Source organism: Caulobacter segnis, assembly GCF_019931575.1.
Taxonomy (GTDB): domain Bacteria; phylum Pseudomonadota; class Alphaproteobacteria; order Caulobacterales; family Caulobacteraceae; genus Caulobacter; species Caulobacter segnis_C.
Genome location: NZ_CP082923.1, coordinates 3,698,301 through 3,714,986, shown reverse-complemented (window position 1 = coordinate 3,714,986; position 16,686 = coordinate 3,698,301). Strand labels below are relative to the sequence as shown.

9 protein-coding genes, 2 tRNA genes and 2 rRNA genes are annotated in these 16,686 nt (G+C 64.6%); 7 read left to right on the top strand and 6 right to left on the bottom strand.

Features of this window, described 5'->3' with window-relative positions; all coding sequences use genetic code 11:
- Positions 1-35: 35 nt before the first annotated feature.
- The 5 genes from K8940_RS17050 to K8940_RS17030 all read right to left on the bottom strand — a co-directional run bounded on the left by K8940_RS17050 (position 36) and on the right by K8940_RS17030 (position 6,843).
- Positions 36-794: an ABC transporter permease gene (locus K8940_RS17050; protein ID WP_223391263.1), complete on the bottom strand. Its 759-nt coding sequence runs from the start codon at positions 792-794 to the stop codon at positions 36-38.
- Complete coding sequence (locus tag K8940_RS17045; protein ID WP_223391262.1) at positions 791-1,540, bottom strand: ABC transporter ATP-binding protein; 750 nt, start codon at positions 1,538-1,540, stop codon at positions 791-793. The genes K8940_RS17050 and K8940_RS17045 overlap by 4 nt, the downstream gene beginning before the upstream one ends.
- On the bottom strand, positions 1,537-2,523 hold the full coding sequence (locus K8940_RS17040) for an ABC transporter substrate-binding protein (RefSeq protein ID WP_223391261.1): 987 nt from the start codon (positions 2,521-2,523) through the stop codon (positions 1,537-1,539). Before K8940_RS17040 ends, K8940_RS17045 begins: the two co-directional genes overlap by 4 nt.
- Before the next feature lie 53 nt (positions 2,524-2,576).
- A complete protein-coding gene (locus K8940_RS17035; protein ID WP_223391260.1) occupies positions 2,577-4,652 on the bottom strand; it encodes an MASE1 domain-containing protein in 2,076 nt (691 codons plus the stop codon).
- 370 nt (positions 4,653-5,022) lie between these two features.
- Positions 5,023-6,843 carry an ABC-F family ATP-binding cassette domain-containing protein gene (locus tag K8940_RS17030; RefSeq protein ID WP_223391259.1) on the bottom strand — a complete coding sequence of 607 codons (1,821 nt, stop codon included), beginning with the start codon at positions 6,841-6,843 and terminating at the stop codon, positions 5,023-5,025.
- 222 nt (positions 6,844-7,065) lie between these two features.
- Between K8940_RS17030 and K8940_RS17025 the strand changes: the two genes are divergently transcribed.
- From K8940_RS17025 to K8940_RS17015, 3 genes are all read left to right on the top strand, one after another.
- Positions 7,066-8,976 carry a PAS domain-containing hybrid sensor histidine kinase/response regulator gene (locus K8940_RS17025; RefSeq protein ID WP_223391258.1) on the top strand — a complete coding sequence of 637 codons (1,911 nt, stop codon included), beginning with the start codon at positions 7,066-7,068 and terminating at the stop codon, positions 8,974-8,976.
- Positions 8,977-9,053: 77 nt separating this feature from the next.
- The gene (locus K8940_RS17020) at positions 9,054-9,704 is read left to right on the top strand and encodes a rhomboid family intramembrane serine protease (protein WP_223391257.1); all 651 of its coding nucleotides are present in this window, start codon (positions 9,054-9,056) and stop codon (positions 9,702-9,704) included.
- 54 nt (positions 9,705-9,758) lie between these two features.
- Entirely contained in the window at positions 9,759-10,190 is a 432-nt protein-coding gene (locus tag K8940_RS17015) for a CBS domain-containing protein (protein ID WP_223391256.1), read from the top strand.
- A 177-nt stretch (positions 10,191-10,367) separates the two neighbouring features.
- Here K8940_RS17015 and K8940_RS17010 read toward each other — a convergent pair whose 3' ends face one another.
- Positions 10,368-10,799, bottom strand: coding sequence for an RrF2 family transcriptional regulator (locus tag K8940_RS17010; protein ID WP_223391255.1), 432 nt, complete (start codon positions 10,797-10,799; stop codon positions 10,368-10,370).
- 912 nt (positions 10,800-11,711) lie between these two features.
- Here K8940_RS17010 and K8940_RS17005 point away from each other — a divergent pair.
- The 4 genes from K8940_RS17005 to K8940_RS16990 all read left to right on the top strand — a co-directional run bounded on the left by K8940_RS17005 (position 11,712) and on the right by K8940_RS16990 (position 16,649).
- Positions 11,712-13,197 (top strand): 16S ribosomal RNA (locus K8940_RS17005).
- 190 nt (positions 13,198-13,387) lie between these two features.
- Positions 13,388-13,464 (top strand) — tRNA-Ile (locus tag K8940_RS17000).
- A 66-nt stretch (positions 13,465-13,530) separates the two neighbouring features.
- Positions 13,531-13,606 (top strand) — tRNA-Ala (locus tag K8940_RS16995).
- 254 nt (positions 13,607-13,860) lie between these two features.
- Positions 13,861-16,649, top strand: a 23S ribosomal RNA gene (locus K8940_RS16990).
- Together the 16S and 23S rRNA genes with 2 tRNA genes alongside form the textbook arrangement of a ribosomal RNA operon.
- Positions 16,650-16,686: the final 37 nt, after the last annotated feature.

Below are 16,686 nucleotides of genomic sequence, written 5' to 3'. Positions count from 1 at the left end.
GGCTCCTGTCCTAGCCACGGCGGCTTAATCTTGGGCTAACGGCCGCGCCAAGAGTCCAGAAGCCGACGCTCGATCCACTCCATGACGGCGTGCAGGACGACCCCCAGGACGGCCAGGGTCAGCAGGGCGGCGAACACCTTGGCTGTCTGCAATCGGTTGTAGGCCTCGAGGATCCGCCACGCCAGGCCTTGAGCCCCGCCCGAACCGGCCACGAACTCGGCCACCACGGCGCCGATGACGGCCAGGCCCGCCGCGACCTTGTGACCCTCCAGCAGGGCGGGCACGGCCGAGGGCAGGCGCAGGCGGACCAGGCGCTGCCAAGGCGTCGCGCCGTAAAGATCGAACAGTCGCGAAAGATCGGGATCGACCGCCTTCAGACCCGTCAGCGCGCCCGAGAAGATCGGGAAGAAGGCGACGACGGCGGCCAGGCCGATCACCGCCCGTTCTGGGTGCTCGATACCGGCCCAGATGGTGACCAGCGGCGCGATGGCCACCAGGGGGGTGACCTGCAGGGTCACGGCGATGGGGCGGACGGCGTCCTCCAGCAGGCTGCTCAGGCTCACGGTCAGGGCCAGGGCGCAGGCGATCAGGCTGGCGATGACCAGGGCCAGCAGCGCCGTCGACAGTGTCGCCCAGGCTGAACCCAGCAGCAGCGGCCAGTTGGCGAGGAACGCCGACCCGATCGCGCTGGGCGTGGGCAGCAGATAGGGCGGAACCGCCAGGACGCGGCAGGCGATCTCCCAGCCGCCCAGCAGGACGGTGATCAGGATCAGGGGCGCCAGGACGCGCTTCACGCCGCCCGCTCCGTCGCTTGAGCCAGCAGGCCGGACACCCCTTCAACGGCGGCGCGGAACGGCTCCGTCGCGCGGAAGCCCGGCGGGCGGACCAGCGGGCCATCGATGGCGACCTCGCCGGCGATGCGGCCGGGGCCGGGGGTCATGACCACGACGCGGCGGGCCATGTAGACGGCCTCCTCGACATTGTGGGTCACGAAGACGACGGCGGGCGACAGATCATCGGCCAGGGTCAGGACGTCGTCGGCCAGGGCGCGGCGAGTGATCTCGTCCAGGGCCGCGAAGGGCTCGTCCAGCAACAGCAGTCGCGGGCGGGTGACCAGCGCCCGGGCCAGCGAGGCCCGCATGGCCATGCCGCCCGACAGCTGGGTGGGGCGGGCGGTCAGGGCCGCGCCGAGGCCGACCTTGCGCAGGGCCTCGTCGGCCGCCGCCCGCGCCTCGCGCTTGTACGTTCCGGCCAGCTCCAGCGGCAGGGCGACGTTGTCACGCGCCGACAGCCACGGGGCCAGGGTATGCGACTGGAAGACCACCGACGTCTCGCCCTTGCCGGCGGCGCGCGTCACGGTCCCCCGCGTCGGCGCCTCCAGGCCCGCCAGCAGCCGCAGGGCCGTGGACTTGCCGCAGCCGGACGGACCGACCAGGGCGACGATCTCGCCAGGCGCGAGGACCAGGTCGACCGGCCCTAGGGCGCGACCCCGGGCGTAGTCGACCTCGACGCCTGACAGGCTGGCGATCACCGAGTTCATTGGCCCTTGGGCAGGAACTGCAGGGTGTAGGCCTTCTTGAAATCCATGGCCTTGGGATAGACGCCCTGTTCCGAGGCCACCTTGAAGAATTCGGCCCAGCGGGCGTCGCTCATCTGGCCGATCTCGCCGTCCTTCCCGACGATCCCGTAGGACCGCATCTTCTCGCGGGCCTGGTCGAGGACGTCCTGGGTCATCTCCGGATTGTCCTTCAGGATCGCCGCGTCGCCGGGCTTGGGATCACCGTAGAGATAGGACTTCCAGCCCGCCGCCGTCGCCTCGACGAAGGCCTGCACGGCCGCCGGGTTCTTGGCGATCAGGCTGTCGGGGACCAGGGCCATCGAGCCGTAGGCCGGATAGCCGCTATCGGCCAGCAGGAAGACCGCCGGCTTGATCTTGCCCTCCTTCTCGATGAGGTACGGCTCGCTGGTGGCGTAGCCCTGCTGGATCACCCGCTTGTCGGCCAGGAAGGGCGCGGACGAGTAGTTGTACTTGCGCACCTGGTCGTCGGTGAACTGGTACTTGGCCTTCAGCCAGACCCAGAAGGCGGTGATCGAGGCGTCCGACAGCAGGATCGGCCGGCCCTTCATGTCGGCGATGCCGTTGATGCCCTGGTCCGGGTGGGCGATCAGGACCTGCGGGTCCTTCTGCATGAAGGCCGCCACGGCCTTCACCGGGGCGTTCTCCTTGGCCAGGTTCATGACGATGAAGCTGTTGGAGCCGACGCCGACATCGACCGCGCCGGTAGCCAGCAACTGGGGCACGTTCACCGCCGGGCCGCCCTGGATCAGGGTCACGTCCAGGCCGCGCTTCTTGTACTCGCCGGTCGCCAGCGCCTGGTAGTAGCCGCCCAGCTCGGCCTCGGCCCGCCAGTCGGTGGCCAGCTTCAGCTTGGTCTGACCGGCGGGGGCGGCCTCCTGCTTGGCGGGCGAACAGGCGGCGAGCAGGGCCGTGACGGCCAGGGCGACAAAAGCGCGGCGCTGCATCGGAAAGGCTCCCCGTTGATCGCGGTCAAGTTAGGGGGGAGCGGCGCGCGCCGCTAGTGCGCTTCGCCGCCGCGATGGTGCATCCAGCGCTCGATCTTGGCGTACAGCACCTCGCGCTGGATCGGCTTGGCGATGTGGTCGACCATGCCGGCGGCATAGCAGCGCTCGACCTGGCGGGGCAGGGCGTCGGCGCTCATGGCGATGATCGGGACCTTGCCGGCCTCGCCGCGCAGGGCCTTGATCGCCCGGGTCGCCTGCAGGCCGTCCATCTGCGGCATGTGGATGTCCATCAGGATCACGTCGTAGCGGCCGCCGGTGGCCTTCTCGACGGCCTGCTTGCCGTTCTCGGCCACGTCGACCTCGCAGCCGACCAGGGTCAGCAGGGCCTCGCCGATCTCCAGATTGACCGGGTGGTCGTCGACGATCAGCACCTTGGCCGCGCCGGGCGCCGAGGTCTTGGGGCGCTCGGGAAGGACGATCGGTTCGGCGGTCGGGGCCGACAGCTCGACCCAGAAGCACGAGCCGCGGCCCGGCACGCTGTCGGCGCCGATCTTGCCGCCCATCACCTCGACCAGGGCCCGGCAGATGGCCAGGCCCAGGCCCGCGCCGCCATGCAACCGGCTCACCGAGCTGTCGGCCTGCGAGAAGCGCTGGAACAGCAGGGACTGCTTGTCCAGGTCGATGCCGACGCCGGTGTCGATGATCTCGAAACGCAGGCGATCCTCGATGTCGCCGGGCTCGATGATCAGGCGCGCGTCGATGCGGCCTTCCTCGGTGAACTTCACGGCGTTGTTCAGCAGGTTGATCAGCACCTGGCGCAGGCGGTCGGCGTCCAGATCGTGCAGGCCGCCGACCGGATCGATGATCTCCAGATCCATCGACAGGCCCTTGGCGCGCGCCTCGGGGGCCATGATCGCCACGGTGTCGCGCAGCAGGCCCGCGGCCGAGGTCGGCTGGGGCAGGAGCTCGATCTGGCCGGTCTCGACCCGCGAGAAGTCCAGGATGTCGTTGACCACGGTCAGCAGGGCCGCGCCCGCGCTGTCGATCAGATTGACCTGGCGGCGCACGTCCGGCGGCAGGTCCTGACGCGTCGCCAGCAGCTGGGCGAAGCCCAGCACGCTGTTCAGCGGGGTGCGGATCTCGTGGCTCATGGTGGCCAGGAACTCGGTCTTGGCCTCGGTGGCGGCCAGGGCCCGGCTGCGGGCGGCGCGGGTCAGCTGTTCGCGGCGCAGCAGCAGGCGCTTGAGGCGATCCTGCTGCGCCAGGGCCAGGCCGGCGGCCAGGCTGGTGTAGAACAGCACCGTGATGAACACCTGGATCGTTCGCGCCTGGGCGACGGGGCCCAGGATGGCGTTGAAGCGCGGCGAGGCCCCGGACATGGCGATCGGCAGGGTGACCACGGCCACGATCACCGAGGCCATGGCCGCGCCGCGCGCGCCCAGCCGATAGGCGGTGGCCAGGGCGATCGGGAAGATCAGGAACGGCGGCGCGCCCGACGCGGGGTGAGCGCACAGCAAGGTCACGGCGAACACCGCGAACAGCAGCATCAGCTGTTCGGGCCAGGGACGGTGGAATGAGCGGCGGTGCTCGGCGTCGATCAGCACCAGGGTCGCGGGCAGGGCCACGGCCATGCCCAGGGCGCAGCGCAGGAACCAGTCCGTCAGGCCGCGCACCAACGGCTCGCCGTCGACCAGGTGCAGGATCCAGGCGACCAGCAGGGCGACGATCGCCGCGACCGGCGTGGTGACGGCGGGCAGCAGCGCCAGCGAGCGCATCGAGCGGATCCGCGGCGCGCCGCGCCAAAGCCTCTGGCACAGACCCCAGACGGCCAGAGCCTCGCCCGTGTCGACCGCCGTGTAGAGCAGGGCGCGCATGGGGCTGTCGCCGACCAGCAGGTCGATGGCCAGGTGGAAGACCACGAAGACGATGGTCAGGGACAGGCCGCGCGAGCCCGTCAGGGTGATCAGGCCGGCGGCCAGCAAGGCGTTGGCGGGCCAGAAGGCGGCGACGCCCAGGGCGGTGCGGGTCAGGTATTCGCTGAAGGCCAGGCTGATGACGACGGCGGCGGACAGGCCCAGCAGCAAGGCTGCCTGCCGTCTCCGTTCCTGCGCGGCCAGCCTGTGCGGCATACCGTTTCCGTCCCCCAAAACGCAGTGCGCGCTTACGCGGCGATCAGGCGCGGAAGCGCCGAACGACCCCGTCTCGACTTGCGCCGCCCGCGCGCCTTGATCGCCGGAACGACGCCATCATCAATACGTCCGCGCCCGACCCGGTTGCCGGGTTATCGTCTTCTGTGTCGTTTCGCCGCAGGACGCCTCCGACGCGCGCCGACACCTAAGCGATTGTATTTTCATCGCGCTTACGTTGTGCCGCGCTGACAATGCATGGCCACGTTCACAATTCAAGGGTATGCCCGCGCGGCGCGATGCGCCGCTAAACGGCCAGAAAGAAGGGCCAAAACCGGCTCGCGAGCCCGCTATGCGGCGTTCTGTCGCAGGCTTAGCCGTTGGCCAGGCTTTCCTTCTTCTCCTCCAGCTCCAGCCATTCCAGCTCGGCCTGCTCCAGGTCGGCGCGCGCCTTGTCCAGGGCCTTCATGGTCTTGTCGAAGGCCGCCGGATCGCGGCTGTAGAGGTTGGGATCGGCCAGGGTCTGCTCGAACTTGGCGATGATCGCCGGGCTCTTGGCGATCAGGGCCTCGCACTCCTCCAGCCGCCGCTGGTCCTTGTAGGAGAGCTTGACGGTCTTCTTCGGGGGCGGCGCTGGCGCGGCGGGGGCCGACTTCGACACCGGGGCGAACGACGCGCCGCTCTTGGTGGCTTTGAAGAAGTCCGGGTTCTGGTCCATCAGGTCGGTCCAGCCGCCGGGCGTCTCGACGATCTTGCCCTTGCCGTCCAGGGCGATGGTCGAGCTGGCCAGCCGGTCGATGAAGTCGCGGTCGTGGCTGACCAGGATCAGCGTGCCGTCGAAGTCGGCCAGCAGGTCCTCCAGCAAGTCCAGCGTGTCCATGTCCAGGTCGTTGGTCGGCTCGTCCAGCACCATCAGGTTGGTGGGATTGGCCAGGGCCCGGGCCAGCAGCAGACGGTTGCGTTCGCCGCCCGACAGGCTGGTGACCGGCTGGCGCAACTGGGCCTCGGTGAACAGGAACTCCTTGGCGTAGCCGGCCACGTGCTTGGCCTGGCCGCGCACGATGATCGAGTCGCCCCCGCCGGGGGTCAGGAAGTCCCAGACGGTGATCTTGTCCGACAGGGCCATGCGGGCCTGGTCGATGTACGAGACCTCGAGGTTGGTGCCCAGCTGCACCGTACCGGCGTCGAGCGGCAGTTCGCCCAGCAGCAGCTTGACCAGGGTGGTCTTGCCCGCGCCGTTCGGACCGACCAGGGCCACGCGATCGCCGCGGATGATCCGGGTCGAGAAGTTCTCGACGATGGTCCGCTCGCCGAAACGCTTGGTCACGCCCTTGGCCTCGACCACGCGCTTGCCCGAGGTCCCCGAGGACTCGACCGCCATGGTCATGGTCCCGCGCAGCTCGCTCTGGCGGTCCTTCTTCTCGGCGCGCAGGGCCAGGAGGGCGCGGCGGCGGCCCTCGTTGCGGGCGCGGCGGCCCTGGACGCCGCGCGCCAGCCAGGCGTTCTCGCGTTCCAGCACCTTGTCCAGGCGGCGCGCCTCCTCGGCGTCGGCGGCCACGACCTGATCCGCCCAGGCCTCGAATTCGGCGAAGCCCTTGTCCAGGCGGCGGATCTTGCGGTGCTCCAGCCAGAAGCAGCGCTCGGTGACCCGGTTCAGGAAGGCGCGATCGTGGCTGACGATCAGGGCGGCGCACTTGGAGGCGGCCAGCTCGTCTTCCAGCGTCTGGATGGCGAAGATGTCCAGGTGGTTGGTCGGCTCGTCCAGCAGCAGCACGTCGGGCTGCTCGGCGAAGGCGCGGGCGAGGGCGGCGCGGCGGGTCTCGCCGCCGGACAGGCCCTTGGCGCTCTTTTCGGGATCCAGGCCGAAGTCGGCCAGAGCGGCCTGGGCCTCGTAGTCCTGGGCGCCGCCGGCGGTGCAGTAGTCCAGCAGCGTCTCGCCGGTGATCTCGGGCTCCTGGCTGACATAGACGATCCTGGCGCCGGGCTGGACCGAGCGCTCGCCGCTGTCGGCCTCGGCGCCCTGGCCGGCCAGGATCTTCAGCAGGGTGCTCTTGCCCGCGCCGTTGCGACCGACCAGGCAGGCGCGCACGCGCGGCTCCAGGGCTAGGTCGACGCCGTCGAACAGCGGCTTGGCGCCGTCGGCAAGACGGACGTCCTTGAGGGCGAGAACGGGCGCGCGAGTTGGGGATGCCATGTCGATCTAGATGAGGTCTTCGAAGCTTACGGCGGCGGAATGTCGCGGAGGTGAGGGGCGTATAGCAGGCCGCGCGCCGAGGAAACGTCAAAATCAAGGTCCAGATTGACGGGGACTTCGGTCGGGGAACGTTGGTCCGCGACCGCGACAATTTGGCTTGTTAACGGCTCGCCAAGCGTGAGCTTGCTACAAACTTGACCTGACGGAGCACAAGTACTCGCCTTGACGTCGAACCCGGAGAAGATTGCTGCTTCTGATGTTCCCGGCCTGCTGGGTCTGGGTTTCGATCAGCTGCGCCGGCCGATCTGGGTGTTCGACGACACCCGCAAGCGCAAGGTCTACGCGAACCGCGCGGCGCTGGACCTGTGGGGCGCGGCGACGCTGGACGAACTGCTGGCGCGGGACTTCGCCGACCAGTCGGCCGCCGTGCGTACGCGCATGGACGACATCTCCGCCCGCATCGAGGGCGGGGCGTCGGTCGAGGAGCGCTGGACCTTCTATCCGAACGGCGTCCCCGTCGTCGTGCAGACCACCATTTCGCGGATCGCCCTGCCTGGCGGTGGTCACGCCATGCTGTTCGAAGGCGCGCGGGTCGAGACCGAGGCCGAGCAGCAGCGGGCCATCGAGGCGCTTCGGCACACCAGCGCGCTCGTCTCTCTATATGACGCCGACGGCTTTCGCGTGTTCGGCAACCCCGCGTCCGTGGCCGCCTATCCGGGCGAGACCGTGCGGTTCTCCGACATCTTCGCCAATGGTGACGCGGCCGGCGCGCTATGGAGCTCGGCCCTGGCTGGCGAGGCGGTCGAGGGCGCCTATCGGGTGATCACCCTGCAGGGCGAGCGCTGGCACGGCCTGACCGCCCGCCGCACCCCCGACCCCGTCACCGGCGAGCTGTGCGTGCTGGTCAACGAGACCGACATCACCGAGGAGGTCGAGGCCCAGTCGGCCCTGGCAGAGGCGCGCGAGCGGGCCGAGGCGGCCATGGCCGCGCGCCAGGATTTCCTGGCCAACATGTCCCACGAGCTGCGCACGCCGCTGACCAGCATCCTGGGCTTCACCGACTTGCTGGCGGCCTCGCCGCTGAACGGCGAGCAGCAGCGACGCCTGGGGCGGATCCACGACGCGGGCACGGTGCTGCTGGAGACGCTGAACGACGTCCTCGACTTCGCCAAGCTGGAGGCCGGCGGCGTCGACCTGGACCGCCGGCCGTTCGCGCTGCGGACGCTGCTGAACAAGGTGGCCGGCATGTTCGAGGCGCAGGCCCTGGCCAAGGGGCTCGACCTCAGCCTGCGCGTCGACCCGAGCTGTCCCGAATGGCTGGAAGGCGATGGCGATCGCCTGCGTCAGGTGCTGGTCAATTTCCTGGGCAACGCGGTCAAGTTCACCGGGACGGGTTCGGTTACCCTTGGCGTCAAGCATCGCGAGGGCGCCGCGCCCGGTTTCGCGCGTCTCGAGCTGGCCGTGTCCGACACCGGTGTCGGCGTGCCGGCGGCCATGCTGGACACGGTCTTCGACCGCTTCGCCCAGGCGGGACCCGAGGTGGCGCGCAAGTTCGGCGGGACCGGGCTTGGACTGGCGATCAGCAAGGAGATCGTCGAACTGATGGGCGGCGAGATCGGCGTCGACAGCATCGCCGGGCAGGGCGCGCGCTTCTGGTGCGTGCTGGACCTGCCGCTGGCCGTCGCCCCCGAACGGGCCGAGGCCGAGACGGCGCAGGCGCTCGCCCGGCCGCTGAAGCTGCTGGTCGCCGACGACAACGAGGCCAATCGCGAGCTGATCGGAACCCTGATCCGCGCCATGGGCCACGAGGTCGACGTCGTGGCCGACGGCTACGCCGCTGTCGAGGCGGTGGCCTCGGGCGGCTACGACCTCGTCCTGATGGACGTGCGGATGCCGCGCATGGATGGTCTGGCCGCCACCCGTGCGATCCGGAGCCTGCAGGGCGAGGCGGCGGCGACGCCGATCATCGCCCTGACCGCCAACGTCCTGCCCGACCAGGTCGCCTTCTATCGCGCCAGCGGCATGGACGACCACGTCGGCAAGCCGATCAGTCCGCGCGAACTGCTGCTGAAGGTCGCGCTGTGGAGCGAAGGCCGCGTCGACGGCCGGTCCGCGCCCGCCGAGCGGGCTTAGAGCGCCAGCCGCCAAGAAATTGGACCCTAGGAGGCGACCGCGCTTCGAATCGTCGCGGAAGACCTTAGATAGGGGCCATGACCGACCAGCGCCCCGAGCCTATCTTCAACGCGCCCTGGCCGGCGCTGCTGGCGGTGGCGGCCGTGATCGTCCCGCATGCCCTTCTGCTGAAGGCCGGCGACGCGACGATCGAGTCCCTGGCCCTGATCCCGCGGGAGTTCTGGGCCGGCCGCTGGACCGGCGCGATCACCATGATGTTCGTGCACGGGGGCTGGGTCCACGCCTTGATGAACGCGGCCTTCGCCCTGGCCTTTGGAGCGCCGGTGGCGCGGCTGCTGGGGCTGGACGGCCGGGGAGGGGCGATCTTCTGCCTGTTCTATCTGGCCTGCGGCGCGCTGTCGGGTGTCGGCTACGCGATGATCCACCCGGACTCGGCCGGCGCGGTGATCGGCGCCTCGGGCGCGGTTTCGGGCCTGATGGGCGCGGCGGCCCGGACCATGGACTCTCCGGGACAGGTCGGACCGATCCTGGGGCCGCGCGTGATCTCGCTGGGCCTGGGCTGGCTGGTGGTCAATCTGGTCATGGCCGTGGCCGGCGGCCTGCTGACCATGGGGACCGGCGCGGTGGCCTGGGAGGCGCATCTGGTGGGCTTCGTCGTCGGCGTCCTGTTGATCGGACCGTTCGCGCGCTGGACCGGTCCGCCGGCCGGGACGATCGATCCCCATTGATCAAGCAGCCGCTTTGCGAGACCCTCGTTCCCTAAAGAACAAGGGAGAAGCGCAGTGCTGGTTTCTCAGATCCTGAAAGATAAGGGCGATCTCGTGTTCACGGCCTCCCCGCAGGAGACCGTCGGCGCCGCGGCGGCGTTGCTTCATACAAGGCGTGTCGGGGCCATGGTGGTGGTCGACGACAAGGAGGCCGTGGTCGGGATTCTGTCCGAGCGCGACATCGTCCGCGTGATCGCCAAGGAGGGGGCCTCGGCCCTGTCCAAGCCGATCTCCGGCTGCATGACGTCCAGCGTCGTCTTCGCCCAGCCGGACGAGTCGATCGACGTGCTGCTCGAGCGCATGACCGACCGTCGCATCCGCCACCTGCCGGTGGTGAAGGGCGAGCGCCTGGCCGGGATCATCTCGATCGGCGACCTGGTGAAGTACAAGATCAGCGAGACCCAGGCCGAGGCCGACGGCCTCAAGGCCTATATCGCGGCGGGCTGAGGCCCGCCGGCGTGATCCTCGCTACCGCTTCGCCGCTTGAGCGAGGATCACGGGTGGAGCGTGTCTATATATAGAGAGAGGGCGCTTCTCATACGCTGCTAGGCGCGCGGATCGCTCAAGCAGCGAAGCCGTAGCCAGCCCCGCGCCTATATCGGTCCCGCGCTATATAGAGAGCGCTCAGCCTTCTATGAGCTCGGCGCCGGCGCCCTGGGCGGCGTCGGCGACGCTGTAGCCTTCCAGCACCGCGGCGGTCGCGTCGCGCGCGCGCAGCAGCGCCTCGCGTAGGGCGCAGGTCGCCAGGTCGCGGCAGTCCTCGCATCGGCGGAAGGCCGTGCGGCTGACGCAGGGGGTCAGGGCCAGGGGGCCGTCGACCAGGCGGATGATCTCGGCGAAGCTGATCTCCTCGGCCGGACGGCCCAGGACGTAGCCGCCGAACTTGCCGCGCCGGCTGACCACGAGGCCTTCGCGCGACAGCGACAGCAGGATGGCTTCCAGGAACTTGCGCGGAGCGTCGGCGCGTTCGGCCAGTTCGCCGGCCGTCACCTGCCCGTCTTCGCGGGCCAGCTCGATCATCGCGCGCAGGGCGTAGCGCGCCTTCTGGGACAACATGGACGCCGGCTACCTTATATAAGCGTCGTCGCGAGAGACGGCGACGCTTCGGAGTGCTCAGCCTTCTGAGGTACGCTCGGCCCGGACGCAAGTCCCGTGTGACGGCGTTCATGCACAGGGGAATGGCCGTCCTGGGGATGGAATCGAGATTCCCCGCTTGCGAGGTGGGAAATCGACCTCTAGAAGCCGCCCCTCGCTTCGGGGCCACGGCCCGCCGGACGAAACCTTGGCCTTCGGGGCTTGCGTTTCGGAAAGTGGATCGCTAAGTTCCGCAGCCTCAATCGAATCCTTTCGGGCTTGCGGCGCTCCGTCATGGCGCGCCTCGGGTGGTTTTTGCGCTCTGAAGCGACCTCGGTCGCCAAGGAAACAAAAATGAAAAGGCTGGTTGACCCGGGAGTTCTGCTTCGTTAGAAGCCGCCCTCCCAGAAATACAAAGAGGTTCGCAAGAGCTTCCAAGTATTTCGCTCCAGAAGAGCTTCTCTTTTCTTTGAAAAAGATGCTTGACTGGCTCCGGTGACTTCTTTAGAAGCTGCCGGCTCCGCAAAAAGCCTTCGGGCTGGACCGGCGGAGAAAGTCGGAGAGTTTCTTCAAGAAACGATTTGACACGAGATACGAGGTTGGATAGATAGCCGCCTCCGCCGACACTGGGCGCTAAACGGTGGGGCCGCTTCGGCGGTTCGGGTCTTTGACATTGTTGATTTGGAAAGAGAAACGCAGGCGGCGGCGCTCTGGCGGTAGACTTTAGGTCTACCTTCGACGCTGACAAATGCGGTCTCTTGAAGACACCATTAATACGGTGGCTGACGCTTTGGTGTTGGTCATTGTGTGATGGGAACTCGTCAAGAAACTATGCAAACCAGATACGCGACTGAGGTTTTCCCCTCGGTCAAATAGCTGGAGTCAATGTCAACTCAACCTGAGAGTTTGATCCTGGCTCAGAGCGAACGCTGGCGGCAGGCCTAACACATGCAAGTCGAACGGATCCTTCGGGATTAGTGGCGGACGGGTGAGTAACACGTGGGAACGTGCCCTTTGGTTCGGAACAACTCAGGGAAACTTGAGCTAATACCGGATGTGCCCTTCGGGGGAAAGATTTATCGCCATTGGAGCGGCCCGCGTCTGATTAGCTAGTTGGTGAGGTAAAGGCTCACCAAGGCGACGATCAGTAGCTGGTCTGAGAGGATGATCAGCCACATTGGGACTGAGACACGGCCCAAACTCCTACGGGAGGCAGCAGTGGGGAATCTTGCGCAATGGGCGAAAGCCTGACGCAGCCATGCCGCGTGAATGATGAAGGTCTTAGGATTGTAAAATTCTTTCACCGGGGACGATAATGACGGTACCCGGAGAAGAAGCCCCGGCTAACTTCGTGCCAGCAGCCGCGGTAATACGAAGGGGGCTAGCGTTGCTCGGAATTACTGGGCGTAAAGGGAGCGTAGGCGGACTGTTAAGTTAGAGGTGAAAGCCCAGGGCTCAACCTTGGAATTGCCTTTGATACTGGCAGTCTTGAGTACGGAAGAGGTATGTGGAACTCCGAGTGTAGAGGTGAAATTCGTAGATATTCGGAAGAACACCAGTGGCGAAGGCGACATACTGGTCCGTTACTGACGCTGAGGCTCGAAAGCGTGGGGAGCAAACAGGATTAGATACCCTGGTAGTCCACGCCGTAAACGATGAGTGCTAGTTGTCGGCATGCATGCATGTCGGTGACGCAGCTAACGCATTAAGCACTCCGCCTGGGGAGTACGGTCGCAAGATTAAAACTCAAAGGAATTGACGGGGGCCCGCACAAGCGGTGGAGCATGTGGTTTAATTCGAAGCAACGCGCAGAACCTTACCACCTTTTGACATGCCTGGACCGCCACAGAGATGTGGTTTTCCCTTCGGGGACTGGGACACAGGTGCTGCATGGCTGTCGTCAGCTCGTGTCGTGAGATGTTGGGTTAAGTCCCGCAACGAGCGCAACCCTCGCGATTAGTTGCCATCAGGTTTGGCTGGGCACTCTAATCGTACTGCCGGAGTTAATCCGGAGGAAGGCGGGGATGACGTCAAGTCCTCATGGCCCTTACAAGGTGGGCTACACACGTGCTACAATGGCGACTACAGAGGGCTGCAATCCCGCGAGGGGGAGCCAATCCCTAAAAGTCGTCTCAGTTCGGATTGTTCTCTGCAACTCGAGAGCATGAAGTTGGAATCGCTAGTAATCGCGGATCAGCATGCCGCGGTGAATACGTTCCCGGGCCTTGTACACACCGCCCGTCACACCATGGGAGTTGGCTTTACCCGAAGGCGCTGCGCTAACTCGCAAGAGAGGCAGGCGACCACGGTAGGGTCAGCGACTGGGGTGAAGTCGTAACAAGGTAGCCGTAGGGGAACCTGCGGCTGGATCACCTCCTTTCTAAGGATGCTTCTCCAGTCTCTCACGAGACTATTGAAGCTCCAGACAGCGCACTAGATGCGCACAAATGAGCGGATCGCCGCCGTCTTCGTTTCTCTTTCCACTCCTTGGTCGCCGTTAGGCGGTCGAGGCGATCGCGAGCCCTGGAGCGGGCCTGGCCTGAGGGTCGGGTTTGATCTGAGCGGCCTATGGGCCCGTAGCTCAGTTGGTTAGAGCGCACGCTTGATAAGCGTGAGGTCATAAGTTCAAGTCTTATCGGGCCTACCACTCTTCCATCCTACGGAACCGCAACCGACCAGCTCCCGCTGGGCAAGCAACTCACACCGAGTGTGAGGGGCCATAGCTCAGTTGGTAGAGCGCCTGCTTTGCAAGCAGGATGTCGTCGGTTCGAATCCGTCTGGCTCCACCATCTCTCCTGTCATCGGACAGTCGAAGAGATCGCGATCGAGGAATGATCAAGTTTGCACTGGCTTTCGAGCCAGCTGCGAAATGACATTGTGAAGGCAGGGTTCCTCCGCCAACCGTAGCTCACCCCTGGGATACGGACCTGGTTTAAGGATGGACTTAAGAAGACATCATTGTCTGACTAAAGGTAGAGCTCATGCTCGATCCCTTCCCGCGAGATGCGGCTAGGGTCGATTATGCATGGGTTTTGCTGAGAACGATCAAGCGCATAAGGGCTTCTGACGGATGCCTTGGCATTGAGAGGCGATGAAGGACGTGGCACGCTGCGATAAGAGCCGGGGAGGCGCGAGCACCCTTTGATCCGGCTATCTCCGAATGGGGAAACCCACCTTTATGGTCACCCGACTTTGCTTCAGCTTCGGCTGGAGCGGCGATCGGTTGATCAGAAAAGGTATAATGACCTGAATACATAGGGTTCATTAAGCAAACCCGGGGAACTGAAACATCTCAGTACCCGGAGGAAAGGACATCAACCGAGACTCCCGTAGTAGTGGCGAGCGAACCGGGACCAGGCCAGTGCTGTCGTGACATAAAGCTGAATGTGTTGGGAAACACAGCCATAGTGGGTGATAGCCCCGTAAGCGTCAAATAGCGACAGACTCGAGTAGGGCGGGACACGTGAAATCCTGTCTGAACATGGGGGGACCACCCTCCAAGCCTAAGTACTCCTCAATGACCGATAGCGAACAAGTACCGTGAGGGAAAGGTGAAAAGCACCCCGACAAGGGGAGTGAAACAGAACCTGAAATCGGAAGCCTACAAGCAGTCGGAGCCACCGCGCGTGGTGACGGCGTACCTTTTGTATAATGGGTCAGCGACTTCATGTGCCGTGCAAGCTTAAGCCGTTAGGTGTAGGCGCAGCGAAAGCGAGTCTGAATAGGGCGAATAAGTACGTCGCATGACGACCCGAAACCAGGTGATCTATCCATGAGCAGGTTGAAGGTAAGGTAACACTTACTGGAGGACCGAACCGGTGAATGTTGAAAAATTCTCGGATGACTTGTGGATAGGGGTGAAAGGCCAATCAAACCTGGACATAGCTGGTTCTCCGCGAAAACTATTTAGGTAGTGCCTCGGACGTATTCCTTGGGGGGTAGAGCACTGAATGGATGCGGGCGGCGCGAGCTGTACCAATTCTAATCAAACTCCGAATACCCAAGAGAACTATCCGGGAGACACACGGCGGGTGCTAACGTCCGTCGTGAAAAGGGAAACAACCCTAACCATCATCTAAGGCCCCCAAGTACTGGCTAAGTGGGAAACGATGTGGGTTTGCTTTGACAACCAGGATGTTGGCTTAGAAGCAGCCATCATTTAAAGAAAGCGTAACAGCTCACTGGTCAAGCGAACCTGCGCGGAAAATGTAACGGGGCTCAAGCCAGTCGCCGAAGGTATGGGTGTGCACTCTGTGTACGCGGTAGCGGAGCGTTCCGTAAGCCGATGAAGGTGAGGCGTGAGCCTTGCTGGAGGTATCGGAAGTGAGAATGCTGACATGAGTAGCGATAAAGAGGGTGAGAGACCCTCTCGCCGAAAGCCCAAGGGTTCCTGCGTAAAGCTAATCTGCGCAGGGTTAGTCGGCCCCTAAGGCGAGGCCGAAAGGCGTAGTCGATGGGAATCAGGTGAATATTCCTGAACCAGTTGGAAGTGACGGATCTGGTAAATTGTCGGGGCTTATTGGATTGCTCCCGGCAGTGAACAGGTCCCTGGAAATAACTCCAACGGAGACCGTACCCGAAACCGACACAGGTGGGCAGGTAGAGTATACCAAGGCGCTTGAGAGAACTATGCTGAAGGAACTCGGCAAATTGCACGCGTAACTTCGGGATAAGCGTGACTCTCTTTTGGGCAACCAGATGAGAGTGGCACAAGCCAGGGGGTAGCGACTGTTTATCAAAAACACAGGGCTCTGCGAAGCCGCAAGGCGACGTATAGGGTCTGACGCCTGCCCGGTGCCTGAAGGTTAAAAGGAGGGGTGCAAGCTCTGAATTGAAGCCCAGGTAAACGGCGGCCGTAACTATAACGGTCCTAAGGTAGCGAAATTCCTTGTCGGGTAAGTTCCGACCTGCACGAATGGCGTAACGACTTCCCCACTGTCTCCAGCATAGGCTCAGCGAAATTGAATTCCCCGTGAAGATGCGGGGTTCCCGCGGTCAGACGGAAAGACCCTATGAACCTTTACTGCAGCTTCGCCTTGGCGTTAGCAGCAACATGTGTAGGATAGGTGGGAGGCTATGAAACCGGGGCGCCAGTTCCGGTGGAGCCATCCTTGAAATACCACCCTTATTGTTGCTGACGTCTAACCGCGGCCCGTTATCCGGGTCCGGGACATGGCGTGGCGGGCAGTTTGACTGGGGCGGTCGCCTCCCAAAGTGTAACGGAGGCGCGCGATGGTGGGCTCAGACCGGTCGGAAATCGGTCGTCGAGTGCAATGGCATAAGCCCGCCTGACTGCGAGACTGACAAGTCGAGCAGAGACGAAAGTCGGCCATAGTGATCCGGTGGTCCTGCGTGGAAGGGCCATCGCTCAACGAATAAAAGGTACTCTAGGGATAACAGGCTGATTTTGCCCAAGAGTCCATATCGACGGCAAAGTTTGGCACCTCGATGTCGGCTCATCACATCCTGGGGCTGGAGCAGGTCCCAAGGGTTCGGCTGTTCGCCGATTAAAGTGGTACGTGAGCTGGGTTCAGAACGTCGTGAGACAGTTTGGTCCCTATCTGCCGTGGGTGTACGAGACTTGAGAGGATCTGTCCCTAGTACGAGAGGACCGGGATGGACACACCTCTGGTGGACCTGTCATGGCGCCAGCTGTGCAGCAGGGTAGCTAAGTGTGGAATAGATAACCGCTGAAAGCATCTAAGCGGGAAACTAACCTCAAAACAAGGTCTCGCTGAGAGCCGTGGAAGACCACCACGTTGATAGGCCGGGTGTGGAAGTGCGGCGACGCATGGAGCTTACCGGTACTAATAGCTCGATAGGCTTGATCGTTCTTCAGTCAAACCCATGCAAACGCATGGCTCTACTT

Excerpts from the sequence above, each read along its gene's own strand:
- K8940_RS17045 (WP_223391262.1), bottom strand. The coding sequence starts at position 1,540 with ATGAACTCGGTGATCGCCAGCCTGTCAGGCGTCGAGGTCGACTACGCC.
- K8940_RS17040 (WP_223391261.1), bottom strand. The coding sequence starts at position 2,523 with ATGCAGCGCCGCGCTTTTGTCGCCCTGGCCGTCACGGCCCTGCTCGCC.
- K8940_RS17035 (WP_223391260.1), bottom strand. The coding sequence starts at position 4,652 with ATGCCGCACAGGCTGGCCGCGCAGGAACGGAGACGGCAGGCAGCCTTG.
- K8940_RS17030 (WP_223391259.1), bottom strand. The coding sequence starts at position 6,843 with ATGGCATCCCCAACTCGCGCGCCCGTTCTCGCCCTCAAGGACGTCCGT.
- K8940_RS17020 (WP_223391257.1), top strand. The coding sequence starts at position 9,054 with ATGACCGACCAGCGCCCCGAGCCTATCTTCAACGCGCCCTGGCCGGCG.
- K8940_RS17010 (WP_223391255.1), bottom strand. The coding sequence starts at position 10,799 with ATGTTGTCCCAGAAGGCGCGCTACGCCCTGCGCGCGATGATCGAGCTG.